Here is a 26,052-nt window from a genome sequence, read left to right as displayed (position 1 = left end):
ATCACTTCCACTTGGCGAGGTAGAAGCGCGGCAACTCGTCCGGGAAGGTGGGGAATTCGAGTTCCTTCCGGAAGCCGAAGACCGAGACGTAGGTGTGCAGCGGCAGCCAGTAGGCCTGCTCCGTCGCGCGGCGGATCGCCGCGTCATAGGCGCGCTTGCGCACCGCCTCGTCGGCCGTCGAACCGCCTTCCTCGAGAAGCCGGATCATCTCCGGATCGCGGGCATAGTCCTGCGCCCCGCCCGAGAAGTAGTTGGGCATGATCGCCGAGACGTCGTTGATCGAGTAGGAGCCCCAGGACCCCATCTCCATCGCGAGCTCGCCGCGCATCGACCGCTGGATCTGGGCGGCCACCTGCATGAGGTTGAGGTTGGCCCGGATGCCGACGGCGCGGAGGTAGTTCTGCACCGCCTCCGACCATTGCCGCGGCTGGACATAGGAGGTGAGCTCGATGTCGAAGCCGTTGGCGAAGCCGGCCTCGGCCAGCAGCGCGCGCGCCTTGGCCGGGTCGTAGTCGTACTTCACCGCGGCATCGGCGTTGCAGCCGAACTGGGACGGGAAGCAGGGCGCGTCCGGCACGCGCGACCCGCCGCCGACCAGGCGCTCGGCAATCGATTTGCGGTCGATGGCGTGCCAGACGGCCTGACGCACCCTGAGGTTCGTCATCGGGTTGCCCGCCCCGCTGCGACCCGATGCATCGAGGTTGAGGTAGCCGACGCGCATCGATTCCTGCCGCGTCGACTGCAGGTACGGCATGCGGTTGACGTTGGCGGCCTGGTCCGGGTTCATGTTCCAGATCCAGTCGACGCGCTGGCCGAGCAGTTCGGTCAGTTCCGTCGCCGCATCGCCGATGTAGCGCGCCGTCAGCTTCTGGATCGCCGGCCGACCCTTGGGGCCGCCCTGGTAGTAGCCGTCAAAGCGCTCCCACTCGACGCCGGTCGCGACGTCCACCTTGGTGAAGCGATAGGGGCCGGTGCCGATCGGCGCGCGGGAGAAGCCGTCGGGTCCGACGCGCTCGCGATACGCCTTGGGCCAGATCGGCATGACCAGCGCAGCGTATTCCAGCGCCGCCGGTGTCGGCCGCTTCATGTGCAGCCGCACGGTCCAGTCGCCGGTCTTCTCCGCGCCCTGGATCCAGGCGTAGTTGGACGGCGTCGCGACGCGCGTGTTCGGGTCGGCGATGGTGTTGATGGTGTAGACCACGTCGTCCGGCCCGAAATCGCTGCCGTCGTGGAACTTCACGCCCTGACGCAGCGTGAAGTCGAGCGTCTTGGTGTCCACCCAGCGCCATTCGGTCGCGAGTGCGGGGACGATGCGGAAGGTCTCCGGGTCGCGATGGACGAGGCCATCCATCGCCTGGTGCGCGATGATCAGCCCGGTGCGCTGGCTGTTGAAATACGGATCGACGTTCGGCACCGCGTCGCGGAAGGCGATCCGCAGCGTGTTGGCGCTGCGTTGCGCCGCGGCCGGCTGCATGAGGATGGTGGGAAGGGCGAGGGCCCCGGCCGCGCCGGCAATGCCCTGACCCAGAAGGCGACGCCCGATCGTCATTGTCCTGTCTCCCTGCTGGTTGGAGGGGAGCCTAGGGACAGGCGGGGGCAGCCGGCAAGCCTGCGTGCTTGCGCGCCGCGCGGCTTCGCCCGCATATCGGCGGATGGGGGAGGGCACGGCCATGCGGACACAGGTCGGCATCATCGGGGCCGGGCCGGCCGGGCTGCTGCTGGCGCAGATGCTGCACCGGCGCGGCATCGACAGCGTCGTCCTCGAGGCCCGGTCCCGCGACTATGTGGAAGGCCGCATCCGGGCCGGGCTGCTCGAACAGGGCGCGGTCGACACGCTGACCGAGGCCGGCGTCGCCGATCGCCTGCACCGCGAGGGCCTGGTCCATCAGGGCCTCGCCCTGCGCTTCGGGGGGCGTGAGGAGCGGATCGACCTCGCGGGCCTGACCGGCGGCAAGGTGGTGACGATCTACGGCCAGCAGGAAGCGGTGAAGGACATGATCGCGCGGCGCCTGGCCGACGGCCTGCCGCTGCATTTCGAGGCCGCGGACGTCGCCGTGCACGACATCGCCTCGCACCGCCCGCGCATCACCTGGCGGCAGGACGGGCAGGAGCATGCGCTCGACTGCGACGTGATCGCCGGCTGCGACGGCTTCCACGGCATCTGCCGCGCAGCCATCCCTCCGGCCGACCTGACGGTCTACGACCGCATCTACCCCTTCGCCTGGCTCGGCATCCTGTCGCGGTCGCGGCCGATGTCGGAGGAGCTGATCTACGCGCGCCACGCGCAGGGTTTCGCACTCGCGACCATGCGCAGCGCGACCGTCAGCCGGCTGTACCTGCAATGCGCGCCGGAGGAGGACCTGTCGCAATGGCCCGACGAGCGCATCTGGGTCGAACTCGCCACGCGGCTCGGCGCGCGGGAGGGGGAGCTCGAGGTCGGGCCGATCCTGCAGAAGGGCGTCACCGCCATGCGCTCCTTCGTCACGGAGCCGATGCGCCACGGGCGGCTGTTCCTCGCCGGCGATGCCGCGCACATCGTCCCGCCGACAGGGGCGAAGGGGATGAACCTCGCGATTGCCGATGTGCGCGTGCTGGTGCGGGCGCTGGAAGCCTTCTTCGCCGGGCGGGGTGAGGCGCTGATGGATGCCTACTCCGCCACCTGCCTCGACCGCGTGTGGAAGGTGCAGCGCTTCTCCTGGTGGATGACGCAGTTGCTGCACCGCTACAACGGCGAGGACGCCTTCGAGGAGCGCGTCCGCATGGCGGAGCTCGACTACCTCGCCGGTTCCGTCGCCGCGCGGACCACTCTCGCCGAGAACTACGTCGGGCTGCCCTACGCGGACTGAGCGAGGATCGCCTCGACGACCTCCTGCACCTCGAGCGCCTCGCGCAGCGTGGCCAGGTGGTGCGTCTCCCCGCGCGTCATGGCGGCCACGCCGTCGAGCTGCTTCTTCAGCACCAACGGGCGCATGCGCTCATTGGGCAGGGCGTCGGGGGCGGCGGACCAGACGCCGTCGGCGCCGCGGCGTTCGGCGAAGGACCAGTCGCGCAGGCGGATCGCGCCGGCCGGGCCTTCCAGCACCCAGGCATTGTGGTCGTCGGCCAGCGTGGTGCCGACGCCGCCCGAGAGCGCGACCGGCACGCCGCCCGCGGTCAGCCGGGCCGCGATGGCGGTCTCGGACCGGCCGGGCGCGGCAAAGGTCGCGCGCGCCGCTTCCAGTGCCATCGGGCCGAGCTGCCGGCGGGTGAGGAAGAGGAAGTGGGAGACGACCTCCCGCGTGAAGCCGCCCTGCTGCGGCTTGTCGAGCCAGGTATGGGCATCGCGCTGCCAGGACCGCGGCCAGGCGGCGAAGGCGGTTGTGATGGACAGTTCGCGCGGCGCGCCGACCGCGCCGTCGGCCCGCCAGGCGTTCAGCTGCGCGACGGCGGGGGAGGAGGCCATCGGGAAGTTCACCGCGGCGCGCGCGCCGGAAGCCTCGGCGGCCGCGACGAAGGCGCGCGCTTCCTCGGTGCTGACCGAAAGCGGCTTCTCCAGGAAGGCCGCCTTGCCGGCCGCGAAGGCCGCCTTGGCATGGGCCAGGTGGAAGGCGGGCGGGGAGGCGACGTAGAGGCAGTCGCAGGCCGCGATCACCGCCTCGGCCGAGGCGAGCATCGGCACGCCCGGCACCGCTGCCGCGAGCCGCGCCGCGGCCTCCGGCGCCGGATCCCACACGCCGACGATGCGGACTTGGTCATGCCCTGCGGCGAAGCGCGCGAGGCGCTCGCCCATGATGCCGAAGCCGACGATGCCGAGGCCGATACGTTCCGCCATCTTCCCGATCCTTCCGCGCTGCGCGGCGCCTGTATCGCCGCCCGCGCAGCCGCGGTCCATCCTCCGTCAGCGCCGCAGCGATACGCCCACCAGCGCGGCCACGACCGCCAGCAGCAGCGCGACCAGCACCATCGGCAGCGACCAGGATCCGCTGAGCGTGACCAGCGCCGAGAAGGCCGAGGGTCCCGCGACGTAGCCGAGGAAGACGAAGAGCGTCGTCCCCGAGGTCACGTCGCTGACCCGGTCGGGGGGCGCGACGCGCGCCACCTCGGCGAGCGAGATCCCGTTCCAGGATGCGCCGACGAAGCCCGCCAGCGCGCAGAGCGCGCCCAGCACCCAGCCCGGCGCCCCCGCCGGCAGCAGCGCCAGCGCGACGACGGACCCCGCCGCGACGAAGGCCTGCACCACGAGGTTGCGCGTCGCCCGCCCCGTCCGGTCGGCGAGCCAGCCGAGCAGGATGCGCGCCACCACGCCCGCGACCTGCATGGCCGCGAAGGTGCCGCCGGCTTCCACCAGGGACATGCCGCGCGTCTCGACCAGCCAGGTGACGGTGAAGGAGAACAGGCAGCCCTGGCAGACCGCGAAGGCGACCGACAGCGCGGTCAGCCGCGGCAGCAGCGGATCGATCCGAAGTGCCGCCACCGGCGCGGCGATCGTGTGCGGGGAGAGCACGTCCCGCAGCCCGATGCGGCGCGCGGGATCGCGCTCGACGTCGAGGGACTCGCGGAGCGGCTGGATGGCGGCGGCCGCGACGACCGCGGTCGCGACCGCGACCAGCAGCGCGGCGCCCCAGCCTGCATAGGCCGCCACGGGTGCTGCGATCAGCCCTGCCAGCGCCCCGCCCAGCGGCGCACCGGCCTGCTTGACCGAGAAGATCAGCGTCCGGTGGTCCTTCGGCGCGGTCGCCGCGAGGATGCGGCTGCCTGCCGGCGGCGTCGGTCCGTAGCCGATGCCCAGCATCAGCGAGGCCAGCATCAGCGCCGGCAGCGCGCCCATCGCCGCGACCAGCAGCGCCGCCGCGGCGATCCCGGTGCCGAGCTGCAGCGTCCGCACCGGGCCGAGCCGCGCGAGGAACGGCCCGCCGAGCAGCAAGAACAGCACCGTCCCGAAGGCGACCAGGGAGGAGAGGTTCCCGATGCGCTCCGGCGCCAGGCCCGCGCTCGCCATGATCAGCGGCGCGACGACCGGCAGCGTCTGGGTCAGGAAGGAGGCGACCGATTGCATCAGCAGCGTCGCGCCGAGCGCGGCGATCCAGGATGCGGCGGTGGCGGGCTTCGGCATGCGGCTCTCCGTCCGCCAGCATGACGCAGGCGCCGGCGGCATGGGAGATGCGATCCGGCGCGTCTTGCCATCCCCCGCGCCGCGCCCGAGCATCGCGCCATCATTGAAGGGGGAAACGCCCGATGTCCCAGGGTGGAACGCAGGTCGGCTTCATCGGCCTCGGCATGATGGGCCTGCCCATGGCCCGCAGCATGATCGCGCGCGGCTTCCGCGTGCTCGGCTGCGATACGTCCGAGGCCGCGCGCGCCGCGCTGGCCGAGGGCGCGCCGGCGGGTGCTGCGACCTTCGCGCCGGATCCGGCCGCGGTCGCCGCGGCGACGGACATCGTGGTGCTGATGCTGCCCAACAGCCGCATCGTCGCGCAGGTGATGGAAGGCCCGAACGGCCTGCTGTCCGCGTTGCGCCCGGGCATGCTGGTGATCGACATGAGCTCCTCCGAACCCGGCGAGACGCGGCGGCTCGCGGGCCTCGTCGCCGAACGCGGCGCGATGATGGTCGATGCGCCGGTCTCGGGCAGCGTGGCCAAGGCGAAGACCGGCACGCTCGCCATCATGGTTGGCGGCGACGATGCCGCCTTCGCCAAGGCCGAGCCGGTGCTGAAGGGCATGGGCGAGGCGATCATCCGCACCGGCGCCGTCGGGTCCGCCCATGCGATGAAGGCGCTGAACAACTTCGTCTACGCCGCGGGCCTGCTTGCCACCGCCGAAGCGCTGCGCATGGGCGAGGCGCTCGGCCTCGACCTCGGCATCCTGACCGACGTGATGAACGCCTCCTCCGGCCGCAACATCGCGACCGAGACCAAGTCGAAGCAGGAGATCATCACCGGCCGCTATGCCGGCGGCTTCATGCTCGGCCTGATGCGCAAGGACCTCGATACGGCGGGCAGCATCTCGGAGGCGACGGGCGTCGCCGCGCCCTCGCTGCAGCTGTGCCGGCAGCTGTGGGCGGAGGCGGTCGGGATGCTTGGCCCCAATGTCGACAACACGCAGATCCACCTTTTCCTGAACCGCTGGGCGCCGCGCTGAGGACATGCCGATGAGCATCATCCATCGCCGCACCCTGATCGCCTGGGGCGGTGCGCTCCTCGCCGCGCCCGCCTTCGCCCAAGGCAACTGGCCGGACCGGCCGATCCGCCTCGTCGTTGCCTTCCCGGCCGGGAGCGTGACGGACACGCTGATGCGCCACCTGTCGGAGCCACTGTCGCGCGAGCTTGGCCAGCCGGTCATCGTCGACAACCGCCCCGGCGGCAGCGGGGTCGTCGGCACCGAGAGCGCGGCGCGCTCCGCCCCCGACGGGCACACCTGGTGCGTGCTGTCGGTGACCAACGGGGCGCTCAACACCTACACGATCCGGCGCCTGTCCTACGATCCGATCCGCGACTTCGCGCCGATCGGTTTCGTGGCGGAGACGGCCTATATCCTGGTCGTGCCGGCGTCCTCCCCGGCGCGCGACCTGCGCGGCTTCATCGAACATGCCAAGGCCGCGCGCACGCCGCTCACCTTCAGCCACGGCAACTCCTCGTCGCTGATCGCCTCGGCGACGCTGGCGCGGCTCGCGGGCGTCGAGATGACCGCGGTGCCCTATCGCGGTGGGCCGGAGGCGCTGACCGACGTCATCGCCGGGCGCATCGACAGCACCTTCACCGACTTCGCCGCGGGCATGCCGCAGATCCGCGAGGGCAAGATCCGCGCGCTGGCGGTGACGCTGCCGCAGCCCTTCTCGCTGGCGCCGGAGATCCCGACCGTCGCATCCGTGCTGCCGGACTTCGCCTTCGACGTCTGGTTCGGCATCTCGGTGCCGGCGGCCACGCCCGCGCCGATCATCGCGCGCGCCAACGCGGCGCTGAACAAGGTGCTGGGCGATGCGGAGCTGAAGGAACGCCTCGCGCGGCTCGGCTACGCGCCGCGCGGCAGCAGCCCGCAGGAATTCCAGGACTTCCTGCGCAACCAGATCGCCGTGCTGACCCAGCGCGCCCGCGAAGCGGGGCTGGAACAGCAGTAGCCGTCAGTCCGGCGCGTCGCAGGGATAGCGCCGGACGTGATAGCGCTGCGCGGCGAAGGCCGGGCAGAAGGAGGCGACGACGGGGGCGAGGCGCTCGAAGAGCCCCTTCCGCTCCGCGTTCAGCGCCTCGAGCCGCTCGACGGCCGCCTCGGCCTCCAGCGCCAACTTGCCGAGGTCGATGGTCAGCAGCCGGCGGTCCTTCACCACGAAGCGGCCGCCGATCATGACGTGGCGGAGGCTGCTGCCGTCCTCGACATGCACCATCTGGTTCACCGACCAATGGTGCGGGATCCAGTTGATGGACCCGAGGTCGAGGAAGACGATGTCGGCCTTCATCCCCGGCGCGATGGCGCCGATGTCCTTGAAGCCGAGCGCCCTGGCGGATCCTTGGGTCGCGGCGGCGTAGACCTCCTCGACCGAGGCCCAGGCGCGCGGATCGGGCGTGCGGACCTTCGACATGACCGAGGCTGCGCGCATCGCCTCGTACATGTTCTGGTGGTCGGAGGATGACGCGCCATCCGTCCCGATGCCGACCGTCACGCCGAGGTCGAGCGCCCGGCGCAGCGGGAACATCCCGTTGCCGAGCTTCATGTTGCTGCCGGGATTGTGCGCGACCGCCCCGCCGGCATCGCGCAGGCGCTTGAGGTCGTCGTCGTCCAGCCAGATCCCGTGCGCTGCCGTGAAGTCCGCCCCCACCAGGCCGAGCGCATACATGTGCGCGAGCAGCGTCTTGCCGTAGCGGCGGATGCCGGTCAGCGCCTGCACCTTGCTCTCGCCGACATGGGAATGCAGCCCGACGCCGAAGTCGCGCGCGAGATCGCGGCAGCCGCAGAGGAAGGCGTCCGAGCAATGGTGCGGGATGGTCGGCGCCACCGCGGCGCGGATGTCCTTCGACGCCCAGCGCCAGTTGGCGAGCGCTCCACGCATGGCATCGAGCGTCTTCTGGTAGTGCGGCAGCCGCATCCCGTCGACCGTGGCACGCAGGTCTTCCGGCAGCGCGTCACGCAGGCCGGGGATGGCATCGTAGACCGTTGTGTCGGCGACCATCGGGGCGATGACTGCGCGCATGCCGATGCCGGCATAGGCTTCGGCCACCGCGTCGAGGCCCTCGGCGGTCGGCAGCGGCACCTCGGCATGGAGATCGTAGGCCGCAGTGCAGCCCTTCATCAGCATCTCGGCGGCGTTGATCTGCGCCGAGAGCTTCTTGTCCTGCAGCGCCCGGCCGCCGCCGATCCAGGGCGCCGCGGCGAGCAGGAGTTCCAGCGTCCAGCGATCGCCCATCCCGCGCGCGAGCGCGCCATGGCCATGGGTATGCGCGTTGATCAGGCCGGGATGCAGCAGGAAGCCCTCGGCATCCACGATGCGCGCGCCGTCCGGCGCGGCGAGGCCGGCGCCGACCGCGCGGATCGCGCCGTCCTCGATGAGGATGTCGGTCGGTTCGGCGCGGCGCTTGGCCGGATCGGCCAGGCGCCCGCCGCGGATCAGGGTGACGCCCGGTTCGATCTCGGCCATGCCGGTCTCCTCAGATGTTCGCGCCCTTGAGCGCGGCGATCACTGCATCCGTCACCTGGGCCGTCGTCGCCGTGCCGCCAAGGTCGGGCGTCAGCACGTCGCCGCGCGCGGTCACGGCTTCCACCGCGCGCATCAGGCGCTGGGCGGCGGGGGCTTCGCCGAGGTGCTCGAGCATCATCGACGCCGTCCAGAAGGACCCCAGCGGATTGGCGATGCCCTTGCCCGTGATGTCGAAGGCGGAGCCGTGGATCGGCTCGAACATCGACGGCCGGCGACGCTGCGGGTCGATGTTGCCGGTCGCGCCGATGCCAAGCGAACCCGCGAGCGCCGAGGCGAGGTCCGACAGAATGTCGGCATGCAGGTTGGTCGCGACGATGGTGTCGACCGTGCCGGGCTTCATCACCATGCGCGCGGTCATGGCGTCGACCAGCATCTTCTCGACCGTCAGGGCCGGGTATTGCGCGGTGACCTCGGCGCAGACCTCGTCCCACATCACCATGCCGTGGCGCTGGGCGTTGGACTTGGTCACCACCGTGAGGTGCTTGCGTGGGCGCGACATCGCGATCTCGCAGGCATGGCGGCAGATGCGCGCCACGCCGTCGCGGGTGAAGACGGCGACGTCCATCGCGACCTCGATCGGCAGGCCGCGATGGGCGCGGCCGCCGACGCCGGCATACTCGCCTTCCGAGTTCTCGCGCACGATCACCCAGTCGATCTGCTTGCCGAGATCCTCGCGCAGCGGCCCGCGCACGCCGGGCAGAAGGCGGGTCGGGCGGACATTCGCGTACTGGTCGAAGCCCTGGCAGATGGCCAGGCGCAGTTCCCACAGGGTGATGTGGTCGGGGATATCCGGCGCGCCGACGGCGCCGAAGAAGATCGCGTCGAAGCCCTCGAGCTGCTTCAGGCCATCATCCGGCATCATCTTGCCGGTGCTGCGGTACATCGCGCTGCCCCAGTCGAAGGTCTGGAAGGCGAAGGAGAAGCCGCCCTGCGCCTCGGCCACGGCCTCCAGCACGCGGCAGCCCGCGGCTATGACCTCGGGCCCGATCCCGTCGCCCCCGATGGCGGCGATCCTGTGCTGGCGCATGGCAGTTCCTCCTGTGCTCGCGCCTGACTGCCGCCGCGGCGGCGCCGGCGCAAGCCCTCAGCGGCGGAAGCGGATGTCGAGCCCCCGGGCCCGCCAGCCGGCCTCGATCGCGTCCATGTCGGTCAGCCCCGCCGGATTGGCCTTGGACGGGCGGGTGTGCTGGCTGGGTTCGGCCTGGACGCGCCAAAGCGCCAGCAGGCGGGAGAGTTCCGTCAGGGGCTCGGCGTGGTCGTCCACGCGCAGGTTGATATCGGGGAAGTCCTCGGTCGTGGTGACCACCAGCGCGGCCGACTGCTTGCCGCGGCGGTCGCCGCCCTCCGCCTGGCCGGCGTGCAGCGCGGTCATCAGGCGTTCGGGCAGGGGCAGGTCGCCACGCCGCGCGAAGACCTCGGCGGTCGCGGCGATGACGGCCTCGCCCGCCAGCATGTTGCCCGCGACGCTGAAGCCGTCGCCGGCGACGCTGCCGCACCAGTCGACGCAATTCGCCCCGGTATGCGCGGCGGTGCGGCCGAAGCGGTCGACCACATGGATCTGCCGCAGCCCGCGCCCCTCGTCGCCGGCCAGCGCGCTGTCCAGCGCCAGTTGCGGCGTCAGCCCCCGTGCCAGCCCGTCCAGCACCACCGGGCCGAGGTAGCGGTTGCTCATCGATTGGGTGGACACCGCCCCCACGCCCGAGAGCAGGAAGGGGCAGGCGGCGCCGACCGCGAGGTTGCAGGTGGTGACCGCGACGGCGAACGCGCCGGCTGCGGCGTCATGGGCGACGATGGACCAGGTCATGCGGCGACTCCTCGGCGACGCGTCCATCCTGCACCGGACGGGAATGGTTGACAGCCGGCCACCCCCGCGCAGATGTGGGCGCAAACGCACGGGAGGATCCGAACCGATGGCCATCACCCTTCGCCGGCGCGCGCTCGGCGCCACCGCCTTCGCCGCAGCCCTGCCGGGCATCGGCCGCGCCCAGGGCGCCTGGCCGGACCGGCCGGTGCGGCTCGTCGTGCCCTTCGGGGCGGGCGGGGCGGTCGACACGCTGTCGCGCACCGTGGCCAACGCCTTCCCGCAGCACGCCAACGGCCAGCCCATGGTGGTCGAGAACCGCTCGGGTGCCGGGGGCACCATCGCCGGCGCCGTCGTCGCGCAGAGCCGCCCCGACGGCTACACGCTGATGATGGCCGACCTCGGCGCCAACGCCATCGGCAAGATGCTGCAGCCGAGCCTCGGCTACGACCCGATGACGGCCTTCACGCCGATCATCCACCTGGTGAACCTGCCGCTCGTGATCGTCACAAGGCCGGGGCTCGAGGCCGCGACCCTGCCGGAGCTGATCGATCTGGCGAAGCGCAGGAACGGGGAGATGACCTACGCCTCCCCGGGCGTCGGCCATGCCAGCCACCTCAGCGCCGAATTGCTGGCGCGGCGCGCGGGCATCCGCTGGACGGCGGTCCATTACCGCTCCGGCGCCGACGTGATGCGCAGCGTGATCGCGGGCGAGACGGACTGGACCTTCCCCTCGGTCTCCACCTCGCTGCCCTTCATCCGCGAGAACCGGGTGAAGACCATCGCCGTCAGCACCGCCAACCCCGTGCCGCTGCTGCCCGGCGTGCCGCCGGTCGCGGCGACCTATGCGGGGTTCAACTCGGCGACCTGGCACGGCGTGGTGGGCCCCGCGGGAATGGCGCCCGAACTCGTGAATCAGGCCAATGCGGCCCTGCGCGCCATCATCACGACGCCTGCCATCAAGGAGCAGACGGAGCGCGTGCAGGCGGCGGAGATCGTCGCCGGCACGCCGGCCGACTTCGCCGCCTTCATCAAGGCGGAGGCGGAGAAGTGGGAACCCGTGATCCGCGAGGGCAACATCCGCGCGGAGTGACCCCCCGCGCGGACAGGCGTCAGCAGCCGAGGCGGTCGGCGAGGTCCTCGAAGGAGTTCGCCACGACCTCCCAGTCCTGCTCGGCACGGGTGTCGGTCGCCTGGTGGGGGCCGTGCTCGGTCGGGCGCAGGACGAAGGCGGTCTTGAGCCCCGTCTTCCGCGCCGCAGCGAGGTCGCCGTTGTGCGCGGCGACCAGCGCGACCTGCTCCGGCTTCAGGCCGAGGATCTCGGCCGTCCGGAGATACGCCTCGGGCTGCGGCTTGTAGGCCTGCGCGGCCTCGGCGCCGAGCACGGCGTCCCACGGAATCCCCGCCCGCTTGGCCATGTTGGCCAGCAGCAGGATGTTCCCGTTCGACAGCGGCGCGAGGAAGTGGCGCGCCTTCAGCCGGATCAGGCCCGGGATGGTGTCGGGCCAGGGATCGAGGCGGTGCCAGGCGCGGTTGAGCCAGTCGAGCTCCTCCGCCGCGATGCCCGCCGCGTCGATGCCGTGGTCGCGCAGCACGCCGTCGAGGTTCTCCCGGTGCAGCACGTCGAGCCGGGTGAAGGGACGGCGGCCCGAACGGACCTCCTCCATCGCCGGCTGGTAGCGCTTGCGCCAAGCATCCGCGAAGGCGTGCGGGTCCACATCCGCCTTGCCGTGGCGCGCGAGGAAGGTCCTCGCGTCGCGTGCGATGCCGCTGCGCCAGTCCACGACGGTCCCAAAGACGTCGAAGACCAGCGCCTTCACGCCCGGGAGCGCGCTCATTCCGCGGCCTTCGGGGGCTGCTGGGCCCAGCGCGTCTCGAAGTCCCACACCTCGGGGAAGCCCATCAGTTCGGTCATGCGCTTGAAGCCGTAGGATTCGCCGATGGCGAGGCTGTCGCCGGTCTGCTTCAGGTGCCCATAGGCGCGCTCGAGCGCCGCGGCGACGGCGAGGAAGCCGATCGCGGGGTAGATCGCGATGGCGTAGCCGATCTCCTTCAGCTTGTCGGCTGGCAGGATCGGCGTGCGGCCGCCTTCCACCATGTTGGCGAGCAGCGGCTTGTCGATGGCCTTGCCGATCGCGCGCATCTCCTCCTCGCTCTCGGGGCTTTCGATGAAGACGATGTCGGCGCCGGCCTCGCCCATCATCCGCCCGCGGCGGATCGCTTCCTCGAGCCCGAGGGTGGTGCGGGCATCGGTGCGGGCGACGATCAGGAAGTCGGGGCTCTTGCGCGCCTCGGCGGCGACCTTGATCTTCAGCACCATCTCCTCGGCGGGGATGACGCGGCGGCCGGGCGTGTGGCCGCACTTCTTCGGCATCTCCTGGTCCTCGAGCTGGATACCCGAGATGCCGGCGGCCTCGTAGCCCATCACGGTGTGACGGACGTTGAGCAGGCCACCATAGCCGGTGTCGGCGTCGGCGATCATCGGCGTCTTCACGCCGCGGGCCATCTGGCCCATGCGCGCGACCATGTCGCTGTAGGTCGCGATGCCGGCATCCGCGACGCCGAGATGCGACGCGACCGTGCCGAAGCCGGTGCCGTAGAGGCAGTCGAAGCCCATGCCGTCGGCCACCTTGGCCGAGATCATGTCGAAGATCCCGGGGGCCACGATGAACTTCTTCTGCGCGAAGGCCTGTCGAAGGGCGGGATTGGCCATGCTCGTGATCCTACTGCTGCGGACGGATGTGGCCGGCCTGCGCGGCGGCGGCCCAGATGCGGTCGTCGCGCTGCATCGCTTCGAGCAGCGCGGGGGCCGGACGGAAATCGCGCTCGACGCCCATGCCGACCAGGCGCTGGCGGAACGCGGCGTCGTCGAAGACGCGCTGCATCGTCTCGGTGATGCGGGCGGCGAGTGCGGGATCCATGCGCGGCGGGGCGAGCATCGCGACCCAGCCCGACAGGTCGAAGTCGGCGATGCCCTGCTCCTGCACGGTCGGCACGTCGGGGAAGGCGGCGGTGCGCTCGGCGGTGGAGACCGCGAGGACCCGCACCTTGCCCGTCTGCATATGCGGCGCGGCGCTCACCGTGCTGGTCCAGCCGGTCGGCAGGTGGCCCGCCACGATGTCGTTCATCAGCTGCCCGCCGGAGCGATAGGCGACATCCGGCATTTCCACGCCCACGCGGCGCGCGAGTTCCTGTCCGACGAAGGAGGACAGCGCCTCGGTGCTGCCGGTGCCGACGCGGCCCGGATTGCGCTTCGCGTGCTCGATCATGCCGCGCAGGCTGTCGAAGGGCTGGTTGGTGCCGGAGACCAGCACCATGGTGTTGCGCGACAGCATGGCGATCGGCGTGAAGTCGCGGATCGGGTCATAGGGCAGGGAGGGCAGGTGGTAGCGGTTCATCACATGGGTCGAGACCACCACCAGCAGCGTGTAGCCGTCCGGTTCCGCCCGCGCGACCACCTCGGACCCGACGACGCCGGCCGCGCCGGCACGGTTCTCCACGACGAAGGGCTGCGGGAAGACCGGGCGCAGCGCCTCGCTGATCGCGCGGGACAGCAGGTCGGTCCCGCCGGCGGCCGCATAGGGGACGATCACCCGGACGGGACGCGACGGCCAGCCCGCCGTCTGGGCCGAGACCGTGGCCGGCGCCGCCAGGGCAGCGGCGGAGAGCAGGAGCGGTCGACGACCGAGCATCATGGCGTTTCGTCCCTTCGTTGTGCCGTTCACATGCCCCGCAACGCCGCCCCTGTAAACCGGCGCCGCGGCGCGCAATGATCGGCCCGACGACCACCCGGGAGGATCCCATGCCAGCCAGCGACATTGCCGCCATCGAAGCGGTGCTCCAGACCTATTTCGACGGATTGCACGAAGGTGACACGGCCAAGCTCGACGCCGCCTTCCACCCCTGCGCGCATCTCTATTCCGACAAGGACGGGGTGGTGCAGGACCTGCCGCGCGAACAGTGGTTCGAGTGGGTGAAGAGCCGCCCGAACCCCAAGGCCAAGGGGCTGGCGCGGGAGGACCGCATCCTGATGCTCGACCAGTCGGGGCCGGAGACGGCGCTGGCCAAGGTCGCCTGCCAGATCCCGCCCCGCTACTTCACGGACTACCTCGTCTTCCTCAAGACCCAGCAGGGCTGGAAGATCGTCAGCAAGGTGTTCCGCACCGACGTGCGGGAGTAGGCGCTGCCGCGGGTCAGGCGGCGCAGGCGGCGGCGATGGCCGTGGTGTCGTAGAACTCGCGGAACTCCACCACCTGGCCGTCGCGCAGGCGCAGCACGTCGACCTTGTCGAGCTGCTGCTCCTCGCCGGTCTGGTGGAAGCGTGCGCGCACCGTCGCGGTGACGGCGACCCAGTCGCCATCGGCGATGATGCGCCCGACGCGGTAGTCCACGATGCGGCAGGCGGCGGCGAGGGCGGCGAAGTAGGCTTCGACGCCCGCGCGGCCGAGGCGTTCGCCGCTCCACGGCGCGCCGGAGGTCGCCTCGCCGGACACCCAGCGGATTTCGGGGGCCATGGCGTCCAGCACCGCGGGCAGGTCGCCCGCGAGATAGGCGGCGTAGATCGCCTCTACCCGCGCGCGGTTCCGCGCCGTCGCATCCTCGGCCATCGCATGAACCTCCCGTCGTTCTGGCGCCGGAAGGTCGCGCGCGGCGATGGCCGGGATCAAGGGAATTCGCGGGACGGGATCAGTCCACCCGCGCCCCGGTCGCGCGGACCACGGGCACCCATTTCTCGATCTCGGAGGCGATGAAGGCCCGCGTCGCATCCGGCGTCATGCCCTGGGGGATGGTGTTGCCCAGGGCGATGAGGCGGTCGCGGACGTCGGGCTGCTTCAGCACCTCGGCGATCTGCTCATAGAGGAACTGGCGGATGACCATCGGCGTGCCGAGCGTGGTCGACCACGGCGTCCAGGTCGTCGCCTGGAAGGCGGGCAAGCCGGCCTCGGCGGCGGTCGGCACGTCGGGGATCATCGGGGACCGTTCGGGCGTCGCGATGACCAGGCCGCGCACCTGTCCGGTGCGGATGGGTTCCGTGACGAAGGAGATGGTGTCGGCCTGGAAGGCGGTGCGCCCCGCCAGCAGGTCCTGGAAGGCCGCCGCCGAGCCGCGATAGGGCACGTGCTGCGCCTGTACGCCCATCAGGTGCAGCATCAGCGCCGCCGCGATGTGTCCGGTGGTGCCATTGCCCGAGGACCCATAGTCGAAGCGGCCCGGATTGGCCGCGACCTGCTGGCGGAACTCGGCCAGGGTGCGGGCCGGGAAATTGTTGTTCACCACCAGCACGATCGCCGAATGGCTGCTGATGGTGATGTGGTCCACGCCAGTCAGCGGATGCACCCGCAGCCGGTCACCGTAGAGCCCCACATTCAGCGTGTGCGATCCCAGCGCGCCGACCAGCAGCGTGTAGCCGTCGGGCGGCGTCTGGGCGACCGTCTCGAAGGCAACGGTGCCGCCGCCGGAGGGCCGGTTCTCGACCACGAATTGCTGCCCGAGCCGCTGCGACAGCGCAGTCGCGACCAGGCGCGCATTGATGTCGGCATTGCCGCCCGGGGCGAGGGCAACGACGATGCGGACCGGCCGGTTCGGGTAGTCGGTGCCCGGCGCCCGCGGCTGGGCGAGCGCGGGCAGTGCCGCGAGCGCCAGGGCGGCGCCGAGGATCATCCTCCGGATCATGACGAGTTCCTCCCGTGGTTCTTATGCGATCGAGTGTTCGAGGATGCCGACGCGCTCGACTTCCATCCGCAGCCGGTCGCCCGGCTTCAGGTAGCGCGGCGGATCGCGGAAATGCCCCACGCCGGAAGGCGTGCCGGTGGCGATCACGTCGCCGGGCTCGAGCGTCATGTAGCGGCTGAGGAAGGCGATCAGCGCGGGCACCGGGAAGATCAGGTCACGGGTATTGCCGTGCTGCACTTCCTCCCCGTTCAGCCAGCAGCGCAGGTCGAGCGCCCAGGGCTCGCCCACCTCGTCCGCCGTCGCGATGCAGGGGCCCATCGGGCAGAAGCCGTCCATGCCCTTGGCGAAGGAGGTCATGGCGAGCGGCACGTCGAACTGGAATTCCCGCGCGCTGACGTCGTCGAGGACGGTGTAGCCCGCGACGTAGTCGAGCGCCGTCCCTTCGCTGACATCCTTCGCGGTCCGGCCGATGACGACGGCGAGTTCGATCTCCCAGTCCGGCTTCTTCACCGATGGCGGGATGCGCACCGCGGCACCGGGGCCGACGACGGAGGAAGCGGGCTTGAGGAAGATGCGCGGCAGGTCCAGCTTCGGCCCGCCGACCTCCTTCGCATGGTCGCCGTAGTTGCGCCCGATGCCGAGGATCTTGCCCGGCCGCAGCGGCGCCAGCAGCCGCACGGACCCGACCGGACGGCGCAGCGACGCGTTCTCCGCCCGCGCGGCGAAGGCGAGCGCACGGCCGGCGGCGACCATCGCGGCCTCGTCGGCGATCAGCGCGACCATCTCGGCGGGGATCGCGGCCGCGGCGGTGTCGGCCTCGCCCGCCGTGCGCATCGCCGCGGCGAGCGCCGGGCGCAGTTCCACCACGCTGTCGCCGATCATTCCGCCGAGCACGGGGCCGGCGGAGCCCTCGAAAGTGACGAGCCTCATGCCGCCAGCGCCGCGTAGTCGAGGTTCGCCATCACCTGCACCCGCAGGATGAAGCGGTGCTCGTCCGGGCCGTAATCCGCGACGGCATTGTGGGTGGTGCCGATGTTGTCCCACATCAGCACGTCGCCCTCGTCCCACTCATGCGTGTAGAGGTATTTCTCCTGCGCCTGGTGGCGGAACAGGTAGTCGAGCAACGCGTCGCTTTCCGCGCGCTCCATCCCCTCCACGTACATGGCGTAACCGGAATTGGCGTAGAGAACGCGCCGCCCGGTGATCGGGTGGATGCGCACCAGCGGCTGGGAGACCGGCGGCTTCTTCGCCCGCTGCTCCGGCGTCAGCGGCCCGCGGATCGACCCCGGGCGGATGCGCATCATGTCCCAGAACTTCTGGAAGTCGTGGATCGCGGTGCGGCCCTCGATGCGCGCCTTCACCTCGGCCGGCAGGTCGTCATAGGCGGCGTGGACGTTGCGGAACTGCGTGCAGCCCAGCACGCGGCCGTCGCGGCGCGGCACGCGCTTGGCGTGCAGCACGTTCGCGAGCGCGATCTCCTTCGAATAGGACATGTCCGTGTGCCAGCCCTGCCCAGCGTCCGACAGGCCGATCGGCTTGCCGTCCGCGTCCTTCATGTTGGACAGGTGCATCACCTCGGGATGCCCTTCGGCGTGGAACAGGTTGGCGACGTTCACCTCGAGCTCGCCGAAGCGGCTGCCGAAGGCCGACAGCGCCGGCGCATCCAGGTCCTGCTTCGGGAAGCACAGCACGCCATACTGGCCGAGCGCGCGCAGCACTGTCTTGAAGTCGGCCGGCGTGAGGGATTGCGAGAGGTCGATGCCCTCCACGCGCGCGCCCAGCCCGGCATTGTTCGGGGTGATCCGCATCGGACGTTCCTCGTCTTGGTTGCGGGAAGGGTGCGCTGGCCCCGGCAGGCCGTCAACGCGCTCGCGGTCTTCCGCGCCGCCCCGAGCTGCGCCAGCATGGCCGCCATGGACAGCATTCCGGAACAGTCGCGGATCGTCGTGATCGGCGGCGGCATCGTCGGCCTCTGCGTCGCCTGGCACCTGGCCCGGCGCGGCCTCGCCCCGCTGGTGATCGAGGCCCGCAAGCCCAACGCCGCCTATACCGGCAATGCCGGGGCGATCAGCCATGGCTCGGTGGCGCCGCTCGCCATGCCGGGCGTGCTGCGCCAGGTGCCGAAGATGCTGACCGACCCGGCCGGGGCGCTGCATATCCCGCTGCGCTACTGGCTGAAGGCGGCGCCGTGGCTGGCGCGGTTCGTGGCCTCGGCGCGCAGCGCGAAGGTCGAGGCTTCGGCGAGCGCGCTCGCCTCCCTGCTGTTCAGCGCGCCGGAACGCCACCAGGAGATCCTCGCCGCCGAGGGCGCGCTCGACCTCATCCGCCACGAAGGCCAGATGTACCTCTACCGGGACGAGGCGCAGATGGCGAAGGACGCCGCCGGGCTGGAGCTGCGGCGGCGCCACGGCCTGCGGATGGAGGTGCTGGACCGCGCCGCGCTCGCCGCGCTGGAGCCCGAGATCTCCCCCGCCTACACCCGCGCGGTCTTCCTGCCGGACCACGGATCCTGCGTGAACCCGGCGCGCATGGCCTCGGTCATCGCCAGCGGCATCCGCCGCATGGGCGGCGAGATCCGCGAGGCCGAGGTGCGCGCGATCAAGCTCGATGGCCGCCGCGCCGCCGGCGTCGTGACCGATGCCGGGCTGGTGCCGGCGTCCCAGGTGGTGCTCTCGGCGGGCGCCTGGTCGGCGCGGCTGCTCGCGCCGCTCGGCATCAAGGTGCCGCTGGAAACGCAGCGCGGCTACCACGTCATGCTGCCGGATGCGGGGGTGCGACCGGGCCGCATCCTCTCGCCCGCCGACCGCAAGGTGTTCATCACACCGATGGAAGACGGCCTGCGCGTTGCGGGTTCGGTGGAATTCGGCGGGCTCGAGGCGCCGCCGAACGAGGCGCGCGCGCGGCTGCTGCTCGGCGACCTGCGCGCCGTCTTCCCGAACGTCCGCACCGAGGGCGCGACGACCTGGATGGGCCATCGCCCCTGCCTGCCGGACAGTGTTCCGGTGATGGGGCCGCTCAAGACCTGGGATGGCATCTGGTGCGCCTTCGGCCATGGCCATCTGGGCCTGACCGGCTCGGCGCCGACCGGCGCGGTGGTGGCGGCGGCGATCGCGGGCGAGAAGCCGAACTTCGACTTCGCGCCCTTCAGCGCGGAGCGCTTCGCCTAGAACATCGCCTTCCCGGCGATCGACCAGGCCTGGATGGCCGCGTCCTCGGCCGGCATCCCCTGCTCTGTCGGGAAGGACGCCGGTTCGGCGAGCAGGATGGCCCGGATCAGGAAGACCAGGATCCGGCGGTCCTGCGCGTCATCGTTCTGTTTGTACTGCTCCGGATCGCGGTTGACGGTGACCTCGCCAAGCGTCAGCCGGTCGCCCTGCCAGCGCGCCGCGACGTCGTAGATCAGGTTGCCCGTCCACGACCGGCGGAACAGCAGGCGGTCGCCGTCCAGATGGATGAACCACTTCTCCTCCATCTCGGTCGGACGGAAGCCGCGCGCGATCAGCCAGGATTCGAAGGGCCCGAAAGTGACGTCGAGACGGAAGGTCGATGTCCGGTCCGGCATGGGATGGACATGGCCGCCGAGATGGCCCGCATGCGCGCCCCGCAGCGCCGTCTCCTCGTCGCGACCGAGCACGGCGACGAGATGCGCCTGGGGGGAGGGGCCCGGCAGCGGTTTGCCGTCGATGAGAAGGCTCGGCATCGTGGGCGGGCGCCGCTTCCAGAACGCCGGGCAGAAGGCGGCAAGCCAGCCGTAATCCGCCACCGCGATCACCGCGCTGCGGACCATGCCGTCCGCCGCGCGCAGCGTTCCCGCGAGATGCGTCGGCCCGCGATGCGTCACCCGCAGCACGACGCTGCGCCGCGCCGCGGCGACCGGATGCAGCGCCTGAATGAAATCGAGCCGAAGGTCGCCGCGCCCGTTGCCGAGGGGCTGGATGCCGGTCAGCAGGACCGGGCTCGCGCCCCAGCCGGCCTGGCGGGGCGGCACCTCCAGCCAGCCCCACCAGGCGCCCGGCGCGAGGGTCAGCGCGCCGGCCATCCCGTCAGGCCGCCAGGCGCAGGATCGCCTCGAGATCCGCGGGCCCGCGCACCGGCCGCGGATTGGTCGCGATCGGCGCGTCGCCCTTCCAGCGCGCCGCGAGGCCCGGGATTTCATTCGCCGCGATGCCCTGTTCCGACAGCCGCGTCGGCAGGCCGAGGCTGCGCACGAAGGCTTCGATGGCCGGCCCGGCCTCCTCGCCGCTGAAGATGTGCGCGACGTCACGCTGGCGGTGCTCGTTGACCGGTGCGTTCCAGCGCATCACCGCATGCAGCATGAGGCAGGAGGTGATGCCGTGCGGCACGCCCCGCGCCGCACCCAGGATGTAGCCGATTCCATGGCTCGCCCCGACCGGTACGCCGGACCATCCTCCCATCACCGACAGCCACGCTGCTTCCTGGCAGGCCGCGCGGGCCGCGAGATCCCCGGGGTTGCGGCGCACGCGCGGCAGGTTCTCCGCCAGCATCAGCATCGCCTGGCGCGAGACGGCGTCCGAATAGGCCTGCGGCGCCGTCGAGCACCAACGCTCCGCCGCGTGGTCGAGCGCGCGGATGCCGGAGGAGAGCAGCAGTTCCGCCGGCGTCTCGAGCGTCGCTGCCGGGTCGAGGATCACCGCGCGCGGCACCATCCAGGGATCGAGCGCGCGATACTTCGTCCCTACTGCGATGTCGGTGTAGCCGGCATGAGGCGCGAACTCGGCGGCCGACAGCGTCGTCGGGATGGCGACGATGCGCGGCGCCGGCGCCGGTCCGTCCCAGTTCCCCGGGGCCGCGCCGCGCGATGCCGCCGCCGCGATCAACGACCCCGCATCGCCGATGCCGCGCCAGGTCGCGAGGCAGGCGACCTTCGATCCGTCGATGACGGACCCGCCGCCGAGCGCGACGACCAGATCGGCCTCCTGGTCCCGCAGCAGCGCGGCCAGCGCGACCACGTCCTCCACCGGGCTGTGGGCACGCATCGCCGCGAAGGTGCCGACGAGCCGATCGCCGATCGCCGTCCTGGCCACCTGCACGAGCGCACCGCCGGCGAGCGAGCGCGTCGTCACCAGCACCACGCGCGACGCCTCGTTCACCTCGCGCGGCAGCGCTTCGGCCAGCGCGGCGCCGAGATGCACGCGGCCCTGGGCCGGCCATTGATGCAGGTGCGCGGCCATCCGTCCCTCCTCGATCCCTGCGGGCGAGGATGGGACGGCGGCCGGCGCCGGACAAGGCTACTGGGCGGCGGCGAGCGCCGTCGGGCGCGGCGGCACCAGGTGCTTCACCTTCGGCAGTACTTCGGTCTGCAGCAGGCCGAGCGAGGTCTTCCACGCCTCCGGGTTCTCGACATAGTCGAAGCCGAAGACGAGGAGCTGACCGAAGCCGCCGACCTCGTGGTAGATGCGCTCGATCTTCTCGGCGACCGTCTTCGGGCTGCCGACGATCCAGTTGTGCTGCGCGCAGTATTCCGCCGTGACGTCGGAATCCGCCACGTCCGGGCTGTGCTTCAGGTAGTCCTTGAAGCCGAACTGCGCGAGCAGCTGCAGGAAGTACTCGTTCATCATCCGGCCCATCATGGAGCCGACCGACAGCCGCCAGGCTTCCTCGTCGGTCTCGGCGACGAAGACCTCGCGCACCAGCCGCCAGTCGCCGCGCCAGGGGGTGCGGCCCGCCTTGCGCGCCCCGGCCTCGACGCTGTCCCAATGCGAGGAGACGTAGGCCGGGTTGAGGTTGAGCGAGAGGGGCAGGAAGCCCTTCTCGCCGGCGAGCTTCAGCGTGTCGGAATTCTTCGACAGCCCCGCGACGCCGATCGGCGGATGCGGCGTCTGCAGCGGCTTGATGTGCGGCTTGAGGAAGCCGAACATCAGCTCGGGCTTGTCGACCTTCCAGTACTTGCCCTCGTAGTGCCAGGGCCCGTCGTCGGCCCACATCTTGAGGATGATCTCGAGCGCCTCGCGCGTCATGTCGCGGTTCTGGCCGGACATGCCGTCGACGTTGAACATCGCCCAGTCGGATGGCAGGCCCGAGGCCGCCACGCCGAACATCAGCCGCCCTTCGGACAGGTGGTCCAGCATGGCGACGCGGTGCGCGAGCTCGGCGGGGTGATGGTAGGGCAGCAGGAAGCCGCCGGGCCCGATGCGCAGCCGCTTGGTCTGCAGCAGGGCCTGCGCGATCAGCAGGTCGGGGGAGGGATGCGGTTCCCAGGGGGCGGTGTAGTGCTCGCCGATCCAGGCCTCGGAGTAGCCCATCTCGTCAAGCCAGCGGAGCACCTGAAGGTCCCAGTCATGCCCCGCCTTCAGGCCGCGCTCGGGCGGATGGGACGGCATGGTGAAATAGCCGAATTCCATCGGTCGCTTCCTCCTCGTCTCCGGTTCCTGCCGGTTGAGGGGATCATCCGTCCGGGCCGCGCCGGTCTGCAACCGCAAAGCGATGGACGGCGTTTCACCTGTCGGCGAAGGACGCCGTCCGGCCCCCGCCGCGCGGCGGGGGCGAGCGAGGACGATGCGCGGTTCAGCGCATCGGCCAGGAATACATCAGCCCGCCATTGGTCCACAGGCGATTCAGCCCGCGTTCGAGCCCGATCGGGGTGCTCGGGCCGATGGTGCGGTCGAACAGCTCGCCATAGTTCCCCACCGCGCGGATCGCGTTGTAGGCCCAGGCCGTGTCCAGCTTCAGGGCATTGCCCAGCAGCGGATCGGCGCCGAGCAGGCGACGGATCTCGGGGTTGGTGCTGGTGCGGCGCAGCTCCTCGGCATTCTGGCTGGTCACGCCGAGCTCCTCCGCGTTGATCAGCGCGGAGATCGTCCAGCGGATGACGTCGAACCATTCCTGGTCGTCGCGCCGCACGACGGGGCCGTAGGGCTCCTTCGAGAAGCGCTCGGGCAGGATCACGTAGTCGTTGGGATTGGTGAACTGGCTGCGCAGTGCGGCGAGCTGCGTCGCATCCGTGCCGATCGCGTCGCAGCGCCCGGCCTGCAGCGAGGCCGCGTTGTCCTGCATGCGTTCCTGCAGCACCGGCGTGAAGCGCAGGTTGTTGGCGCGGAACCAGTCGGTGGTGACGAGTTCGTTCGTCGTGCCGGGCGAGAGGCAGATGGTCATGCCGTCCATCTCGCGCGGATTGGTGATGTTGGCGTCGCGCCGCACCATGAAGCCGTGGCCGTCATAGAGGTTGGCGATGGTGAGCCGCAGGCCCAGCGTGGTGTCGCGCGTCATCGACAGCGTCGTCTGGCGGATCAGCACGTCGATCTCGCCCGATTGCAGGGCGGTGAAGCGCTGCACCGCGGTCAGCGGCACGAAGCGGACCTTGTTCGGGTCGCCGAGCACCGCGGCGGCGACGGCACGGCAGAGATCCGCATCCATGCCGCGCCAGACGCCCTGGCTGTCGGGCAGCGAGAAGCCGGCCACGCCGACATTGACGCCGCAGGCGAGCACGCCGCGCGACTTCACCCCATCGAGGGTGGCGCCGGCCTGCGCGGGCCCGGCGAGGCCAAGCCCCAATCCGACCGCAAGTGCCGCGGCCCAATGTGTGATCTTCATGATCGCTCCTCCCATCGCCGGCGGCAGTGGCCCGCCCGGCCTGTTGCGTTCGATCTGCGCCCTGGCTCCGGCGCGCAGGCGTCCATGCACGTCAGGTTGGCGCATCAGCGCCGGTAGACCTCAGTCCGCCGCGAGGAAGCGGGAGAAGTCGGGCTTGCGCTTCTCCTGGAACGCGGCAACGGCCTCCGCGGCCTCGGGGCCGCGCAGCAGGGCGCCGAACTTCGCGAATTCCTCGGTCATGTGGGCGCTCAGCCGGGCTTCCTCGGCCTGGCGCAGCAGGCGCTTGGTCGTCGCCATGGCGGTGGGCGGCTTGGCGGCGAGCTTGCGCGCGACGCCGCCCGCGGTGTGGAACAGGTCGGGCAGCGGCACTACCGCGTTCACGATGCCGGCGCGCAGCGCGGTTTCGGGCGTGAAGGCCTCGCCCAGCATCAGCAATTCGTTCGCGAGCAGCTGCCCCGCGCGCTGCGGCACCACCAGCGACGACCCGCCCTCGGGGCAGAGCCCGAGATCCACGAAGGGCATGCGGAACACGGCGGTATCCGCGGCATAGACGAAGTCGCAATGCAGCAGCAGCGTCGTGCCGATGCCGATGGCGTAGCCCGCCACCGCCGCGACGACGGGCTTCGGGCATTCGCGCAGCGCGGCGAGGAACTCCCGCGCCGGGGAGGGCACGTCCGCCGCCTGGTCCCCGCGCGCCTTGAAGTCGCCGACATCGTTGCCCGAGGTGAAGCAGGCCGATCCGCCGGTGATGAGCACGACGCGCACGGCGGGCGAGGTCGCGGCCTCCCGCAGCGCCGCCCCCATCGCGGCGTACATGGCGCGCGTCAGGGCGTTCTTCTTGTCGGGGCGGTTGATGTGGACGGTCCGCAGCCCGGCATCGTCGGTGACGTCGATCTCGCTCATGGTTTCCTCCGCACGCGTTCAGGCGATGATCGGCGGAATGGCGTCCGCGATCCAGCGCGCAATCGCCGTGGCCCTTTCGTCCTGGTGCGGCTGGGCCGTGACAGCGAGGCCGAGCGGCATGCCCCCGACCGCCATCCGCGGCACCGTGACCACCGGGCAGCCGAGGCCGGAGGAGGCCGTGTTCATGATCGGATTGCCCGTGGTGTGCAGGATACGGTTGGTCGAACCGCCGGTGTCGCCCGGCAGCGGCGCCGGGCCGCAGGCGGGCAGGCCGATGAAGGCGTCGACCTCGCCAGCGAGCGCGGCCTGGGCGCGGCGCATCTCCTCCCGCTGCAGCAGGCGTGCGCGATATTGCGCGAGCGTCACGGAGCAGCCCAGCTCGAAGCGCGCCTTCAGACTGGCGCTCAGCGCATCCGGGTTCTTCGCCATCATGTTCGCGACCGACCAGGCGCTTTCATAGGCGCAGACATCGGTGGCGAGCGCCATCGCCCCCATCACACGCTGTTCCAGCATTTCGAGCAGCGGATGGTCGCCGCGGCGGATGACATCGACGCCCTGGGCGCGCAGCGCGTCGAGCGCACGTTCGAAGGCCGCCGCGGCGGCGGGTTCGACGACGGCCCAGCCCTCCGTCTCCAGCACTGCCAAGCGGCGGGGCCTGAACGCGGGCGGCGGCGCCTCCCCGGTGAAATACATCCCCGGCGCGCCGGGATCGCCGCCGACGCGCTTCACGATCTCGACCGCGATCTGCCACATGTCCTCGGCGCAGCCCGCGTGGATGCCGACGGTCGACTGGCTGAAGCCCTGGCGTTCGCCGCGGTTGATCGCCCCTTGCGTCGGCTTGAGCGCCCAGTTGGCGTTGAACGATGCCGGGCGGATGACGCTGCCGAGGACCTGCGTGCCGATCGCCGCCGGCAGCATCCGCGCGCTGATCACCGCGCCCGAACCGGACGAAGAACCGCCCGGGGTCCGCCGCAGGTCGAAGGGATGACGCGTCGGCCCCGGATGCGACATGCCGAGCTCGGTCGTGACGGTCTTGCCGACGATCACCGCGCCGGCCTGGCGCAGCGCCTGCACCAGCGCGGAATCGCGGCCCGGGCGGTTCCCCTTGTAGAAGGCGCTGCCCATCTCGGTCGGCAGGTCGCGGGTCTCGAGCAGGTCCTTGATGCCGATCGGCAACCCGTCGATCGGCGAGAGCGGCGCGCCGGCACGGTAGCGCGCCGTCGAAGCGTCCGCCGCCTCGCGCGCGCCAGCCTCGTTCACGCTGGCGAAGGCCATCACCTGCGGTTCGAGTGCTGCGATGGTCTCGAGGCAGCGTTCCAGATAGGCGCGCGGCGTGTCCGACCCGTCGCGGAAGCGTGGCACCGCATCGTGGAAAGTGAGCGGTCGGAAGGTCTCGGGCGAATAGGATTGCGGGGCGGGCAGGTCCATCGGGTCTCTCCTCGGCGGCGCATGCTTGCCC

At 71.2% G+C, this 26,052-nt stretch carries 25 protein-coding genes; 6 read left to right on the top strand and 19 right to left on the bottom strand.

All coding sequences use genetic code 11. The features are described 5' to 3' along the window. Window position 1: 1 nt before the first annotated feature. The gene (locus GWK16_RS00370) at window positions 2–1,549 is read right to left on the bottom strand and encodes an ABC transporter substrate-binding protein (RefSeq protein WP_170052003.1); all 1,548 of its coding nucleotides are present in this window, start codon (window positions 1,547–1,549) and stop codon (window positions 2–4) included. Window positions 1,550–1,670: 121 nt separating this feature from the next. On the opposite strand from GWK16_RS00370, the gene pobA reads away from it, so the two are divergent. Beyond that, a complete protein-coding gene (gene pobA, locus GWK16_RS00365; RefSeq protein ID WP_170052002.1) occupies window positions 1,671–2,846 on the top strand; it encodes a 4-hydroxybenzoate 3-monooxygenase in 1,176 nt (391 codons plus the stop codon). Here the strand turns inward: pobA and GWK16_RS00360 are convergent. Further along, window positions 2,834–3,811: a Gfo/Idh/MocA family oxidoreductase gene (locus tag GWK16_RS00360; protein WP_170052001.1), complete on the bottom strand. Its 978-nt coding sequence runs from the start codon at window positions 3,809–3,811 to the stop codon at window positions 2,834–2,836. The genes pobA and GWK16_RS00360 overlap by 13 nt on opposite strands. A gap of 66 nt (window positions 3,812–3,877) precedes the next feature. After that, entirely contained in the window at window positions 3,878–5,092 is a 1,215-nt protein-coding gene (locus GWK16_RS00355) for an MFS transporter (protein ID WP_170052000.1), read from the bottom strand. Window positions 5,093–5,214: 122 nt separating this feature from the next. Here GWK16_RS00355 and GWK16_RS00350 point away from each other — a divergent pair, with 122 nt between their 5' ends. Together GWK16_RS00350 and GWK16_RS00345 are read left to right on the top strand one after the other, a co-directional pair. After that, on the top strand, window positions 5,215–6,117 hold the full coding sequence (locus GWK16_RS00350; RefSeq protein ID WP_170051999.1) for an NAD(P)-dependent oxidoreductase: 903 nt from the start codon (window positions 5,215–5,217) through the stop codon (window positions 6,115–6,117). A 10-nt stretch (window positions 6,118–6,127) separates the two neighbouring features. Continuing rightward, complete coding sequence (locus GWK16_RS00345; protein ID WP_170051998.1) at window positions 6,128–7,093, top strand: Bug family tripartite tricarboxylate transporter substrate binding protein; 966 nt, start codon at window positions 6,128–6,130, stop codon at window positions 7,091–7,093. Window positions 7,094–7,096: 3 nt separating this feature from the next. Here GWK16_RS00345 and GWK16_RS00340 read toward each other — a convergent pair whose 3' ends face one another. The 3 genes from GWK16_RS00340 to GWK16_RS00330 are packed head-to-tail and all read right to left on the bottom strand — an operon-like array spanning window position 7,097 to window position 10,469. After that, the gene (locus GWK16_RS00340) at window positions 7,097–8,605 is read right to left on the bottom strand and encodes an amidohydrolase family protein (protein ID WP_170051997.1); all 1,509 of its coding nucleotides are present in this window, start codon (window positions 8,603–8,605) and stop codon (window positions 7,097–7,099) included. Between the two features lie 10 nt (window positions 8,606–8,615). Beyond that, complete coding sequence (locus GWK16_RS00335; protein ID WP_170051996.1) at window positions 8,616–9,692, bottom strand: tartrate dehydrogenase; 1,077 nt, start codon at window positions 9,690–9,692, stop codon at window positions 8,616–8,618. Between the two features lie 57 nt (window positions 9,693–9,749). Next, window positions 9,750–10,469, bottom strand: a complete 720-nt coding sequence (locus tag GWK16_RS00330) for a DUF1028 domain-containing protein (protein WP_170051995.1) — start codon at window positions 10,467–10,469, stop codon at window positions 9,750–9,752. Between the two features lie 106 nt (window positions 10,470–10,575). Between GWK16_RS00330 and GWK16_RS00325 the strand changes: the two genes are divergently transcribed. Next, window positions 10,576–11,559, top strand: coding sequence for a Bug family tripartite tricarboxylate transporter substrate binding protein (locus tag GWK16_RS00325; RefSeq protein WP_170051994.1), 984 nt, complete (start codon window positions 10,576–10,578; stop codon window positions 11,557–11,559). Between the two features lie 19 nt (window positions 11,560–11,578). Here the strand turns inward: GWK16_RS00325 and GWK16_RS00320 are convergent, their stop codons facing one another. Genes GWK16_RS00320 through GWK16_RS00310 form a run of 3 tightly spaced genes read right to left on the bottom strand, consistent with a single transcriptional unit; the run spans window position 11,579 to window position 14,161 of the window. Beyond that, complete coding sequence (locus GWK16_RS00320) at window positions 11,579–12,304, bottom strand: haloacid dehalogenase type II (RefSeq protein WP_170051993.1); 726 nt, start codon at window positions 12,302–12,304, stop codon at window positions 11,579–11,581. Further along, window positions 12,301–13,179 carry an isocitrate lyase/PEP mutase family protein gene (locus GWK16_RS00315; RefSeq protein WP_170051992.1) on the bottom strand — a complete coding sequence of 293 codons (879 nt, stop codon included), beginning with the start codon at window positions 13,177–13,179 and terminating at the stop codon, window positions 12,301–12,303. Before GWK16_RS00315 ends, GWK16_RS00320 begins: the two co-directional genes overlap by 4 nt. Window positions 13,180–13,189: 10 nt before the next feature. Next, window positions 13,190–14,161, bottom strand: a complete 972-nt coding sequence (locus GWK16_RS00310) for a Bug family tripartite tricarboxylate transporter substrate binding protein (protein ID WP_170051991.1) — start codon at window positions 14,159–14,161, stop codon at window positions 13,190–13,192. Between the two features lie 107 nt (window positions 14,162–14,268). On the opposite strand from GWK16_RS00310, the gene GWK16_RS00305 reads away from it, so the two are divergent. Next, window positions 14,269–14,646 carry a nuclear transport factor 2 family protein gene (locus GWK16_RS00305; protein ID WP_168041354.1) on the top strand — a complete coding sequence of 126 codons (378 nt, stop codon included), beginning with the start codon at window positions 14,269–14,271 and terminating at the stop codon, window positions 14,644–14,646. Between the two features lie 13 nt (window positions 14,647–14,659). Here GWK16_RS00305 and GWK16_RS00300 read toward each other — a convergent pair whose 3' ends face one another. The 4 genes from GWK16_RS00300 to GWK16_RS00285 form a co-directional block, all read right to left on the bottom strand. Further along, entirely contained in the window at window positions 14,660–15,073 is a 414-nt protein-coding gene (locus GWK16_RS00300; protein WP_170051990.1) for a nuclear transport factor 2 family protein, read from the bottom strand. Window positions 15,074–15,152: 79 nt separating this feature from the next. Further along, the gene (locus tag GWK16_RS00295) at window positions 15,153–16,139 is read right to left on the bottom strand and encodes a Bug family tripartite tricarboxylate transporter substrate binding protein (protein WP_170051989.1); all 987 of its coding nucleotides are present in this window, start codon (window positions 16,137–16,139) and stop codon (window positions 15,153–15,155) included. A gap of 21 nt (window positions 16,140–16,160) precedes the next feature. Further along, a complete protein-coding gene (locus GWK16_RS00290) occupies window positions 16,161–17,069 on the bottom strand; it encodes a fumarylacetoacetate hydrolase family protein (RefSeq protein ID WP_170051988.1) in 909 nt (302 codons plus the stop codon). After that, a complete protein-coding gene (locus tag GWK16_RS00285) occupies window positions 17,066–17,947 on the bottom strand; it encodes a TauD/TfdA dioxygenase family protein (RefSeq protein WP_170051987.1) in 882 nt (293 codons plus the stop codon). Before GWK16_RS00285 ends, GWK16_RS00290 begins: the two co-directional genes overlap by 4 nt. A 105-nt stretch (window positions 17,948–18,052) precedes the next feature. On the opposite strand from GWK16_RS00285, the gene GWK16_RS00280 reads away from it, so the two are divergent. After that, window positions 18,053–19,306, top strand: coding sequence for an NAD(P)/FAD-dependent oxidoreductase (locus GWK16_RS00280; RefSeq protein WP_170051986.1), 1,254 nt, complete (start codon window positions 18,053–18,055; stop codon window positions 19,304–19,306). Here GWK16_RS00280 and GWK16_RS00275 read toward each other — a convergent pair. From GWK16_RS00275 to GWK16_RS00250, 6 genes are all read right to left on the bottom strand, one after another. Next, a complete protein-coding gene (locus GWK16_RS00275; RefSeq protein WP_170051985.1) occupies window positions 19,303–20,178 on the bottom strand; it encodes a hypothetical protein in 876 nt (291 codons plus the stop codon). The genes GWK16_RS00280 and GWK16_RS00275 overlap by 4 nt on opposite strands. 4 nt (window positions 20,179–20,182) lie before the next feature. Next, window positions 20,183–21,331 (bottom strand): iron-containing alcohol dehydrogenase, encoded by a 1,149-nt coding sequence (locus GWK16_RS00270; RefSeq protein WP_170051984.1) that lies wholly within the window; start codon window positions 21,329–21,331, stop codon window positions 20,183–20,185. Between the two features lie 57 nt (window positions 21,332–21,388). Continuing rightward, a complete protein-coding gene (locus GWK16_RS00265) occupies window positions 21,389–22,501 on the bottom strand; it encodes an LLM class flavin-dependent oxidoreductase (protein ID WP_170051983.1) in 1,113 nt (370 codons plus the stop codon). Between the two features lie 163 nt (window positions 22,502–22,664). After that, entirely contained in the window at window positions 22,665–23,690 is a 1,026-nt protein-coding gene (locus tag GWK16_RS00260) for an amino acid ABC transporter substrate-binding protein (RefSeq protein ID WP_170051982.1), read from the bottom strand. Between the two features lie 120 nt (window positions 23,691–23,810). Then, entirely contained in the window at window positions 23,811–24,593 is a 783-nt protein-coding gene (locus GWK16_RS00255) for an enoyl-CoA hydratase (protein WP_170051981.1), read from the bottom strand. A gap of 18 nt (window positions 24,594–24,611) precedes the next feature. Continuing rightward, complete coding sequence (locus tag GWK16_RS00250; RefSeq protein ID WP_170051980.1) at window positions 24,612–26,021, bottom strand: amidase; 1,410 nt, start codon at window positions 26,019–26,021, stop codon at window positions 24,612–24,614. Window positions 26,022–26,052: the final 31 nt, after the last annotated feature.

The sequence above is a fragment of the Neoroseomonas marina genome (assembly GCF_012927745.1).
Classification (GTDB): Bacteria; Pseudomonadota; Alphaproteobacteria; order Acetobacterales; family Acetobacteraceae; genus Neoroseomonas; species Neoroseomonas marina.
Note: the sequence above shows the minus strand (reverse complement) of the source record. Positions and strands in the feature narration are given on the sequence as shown.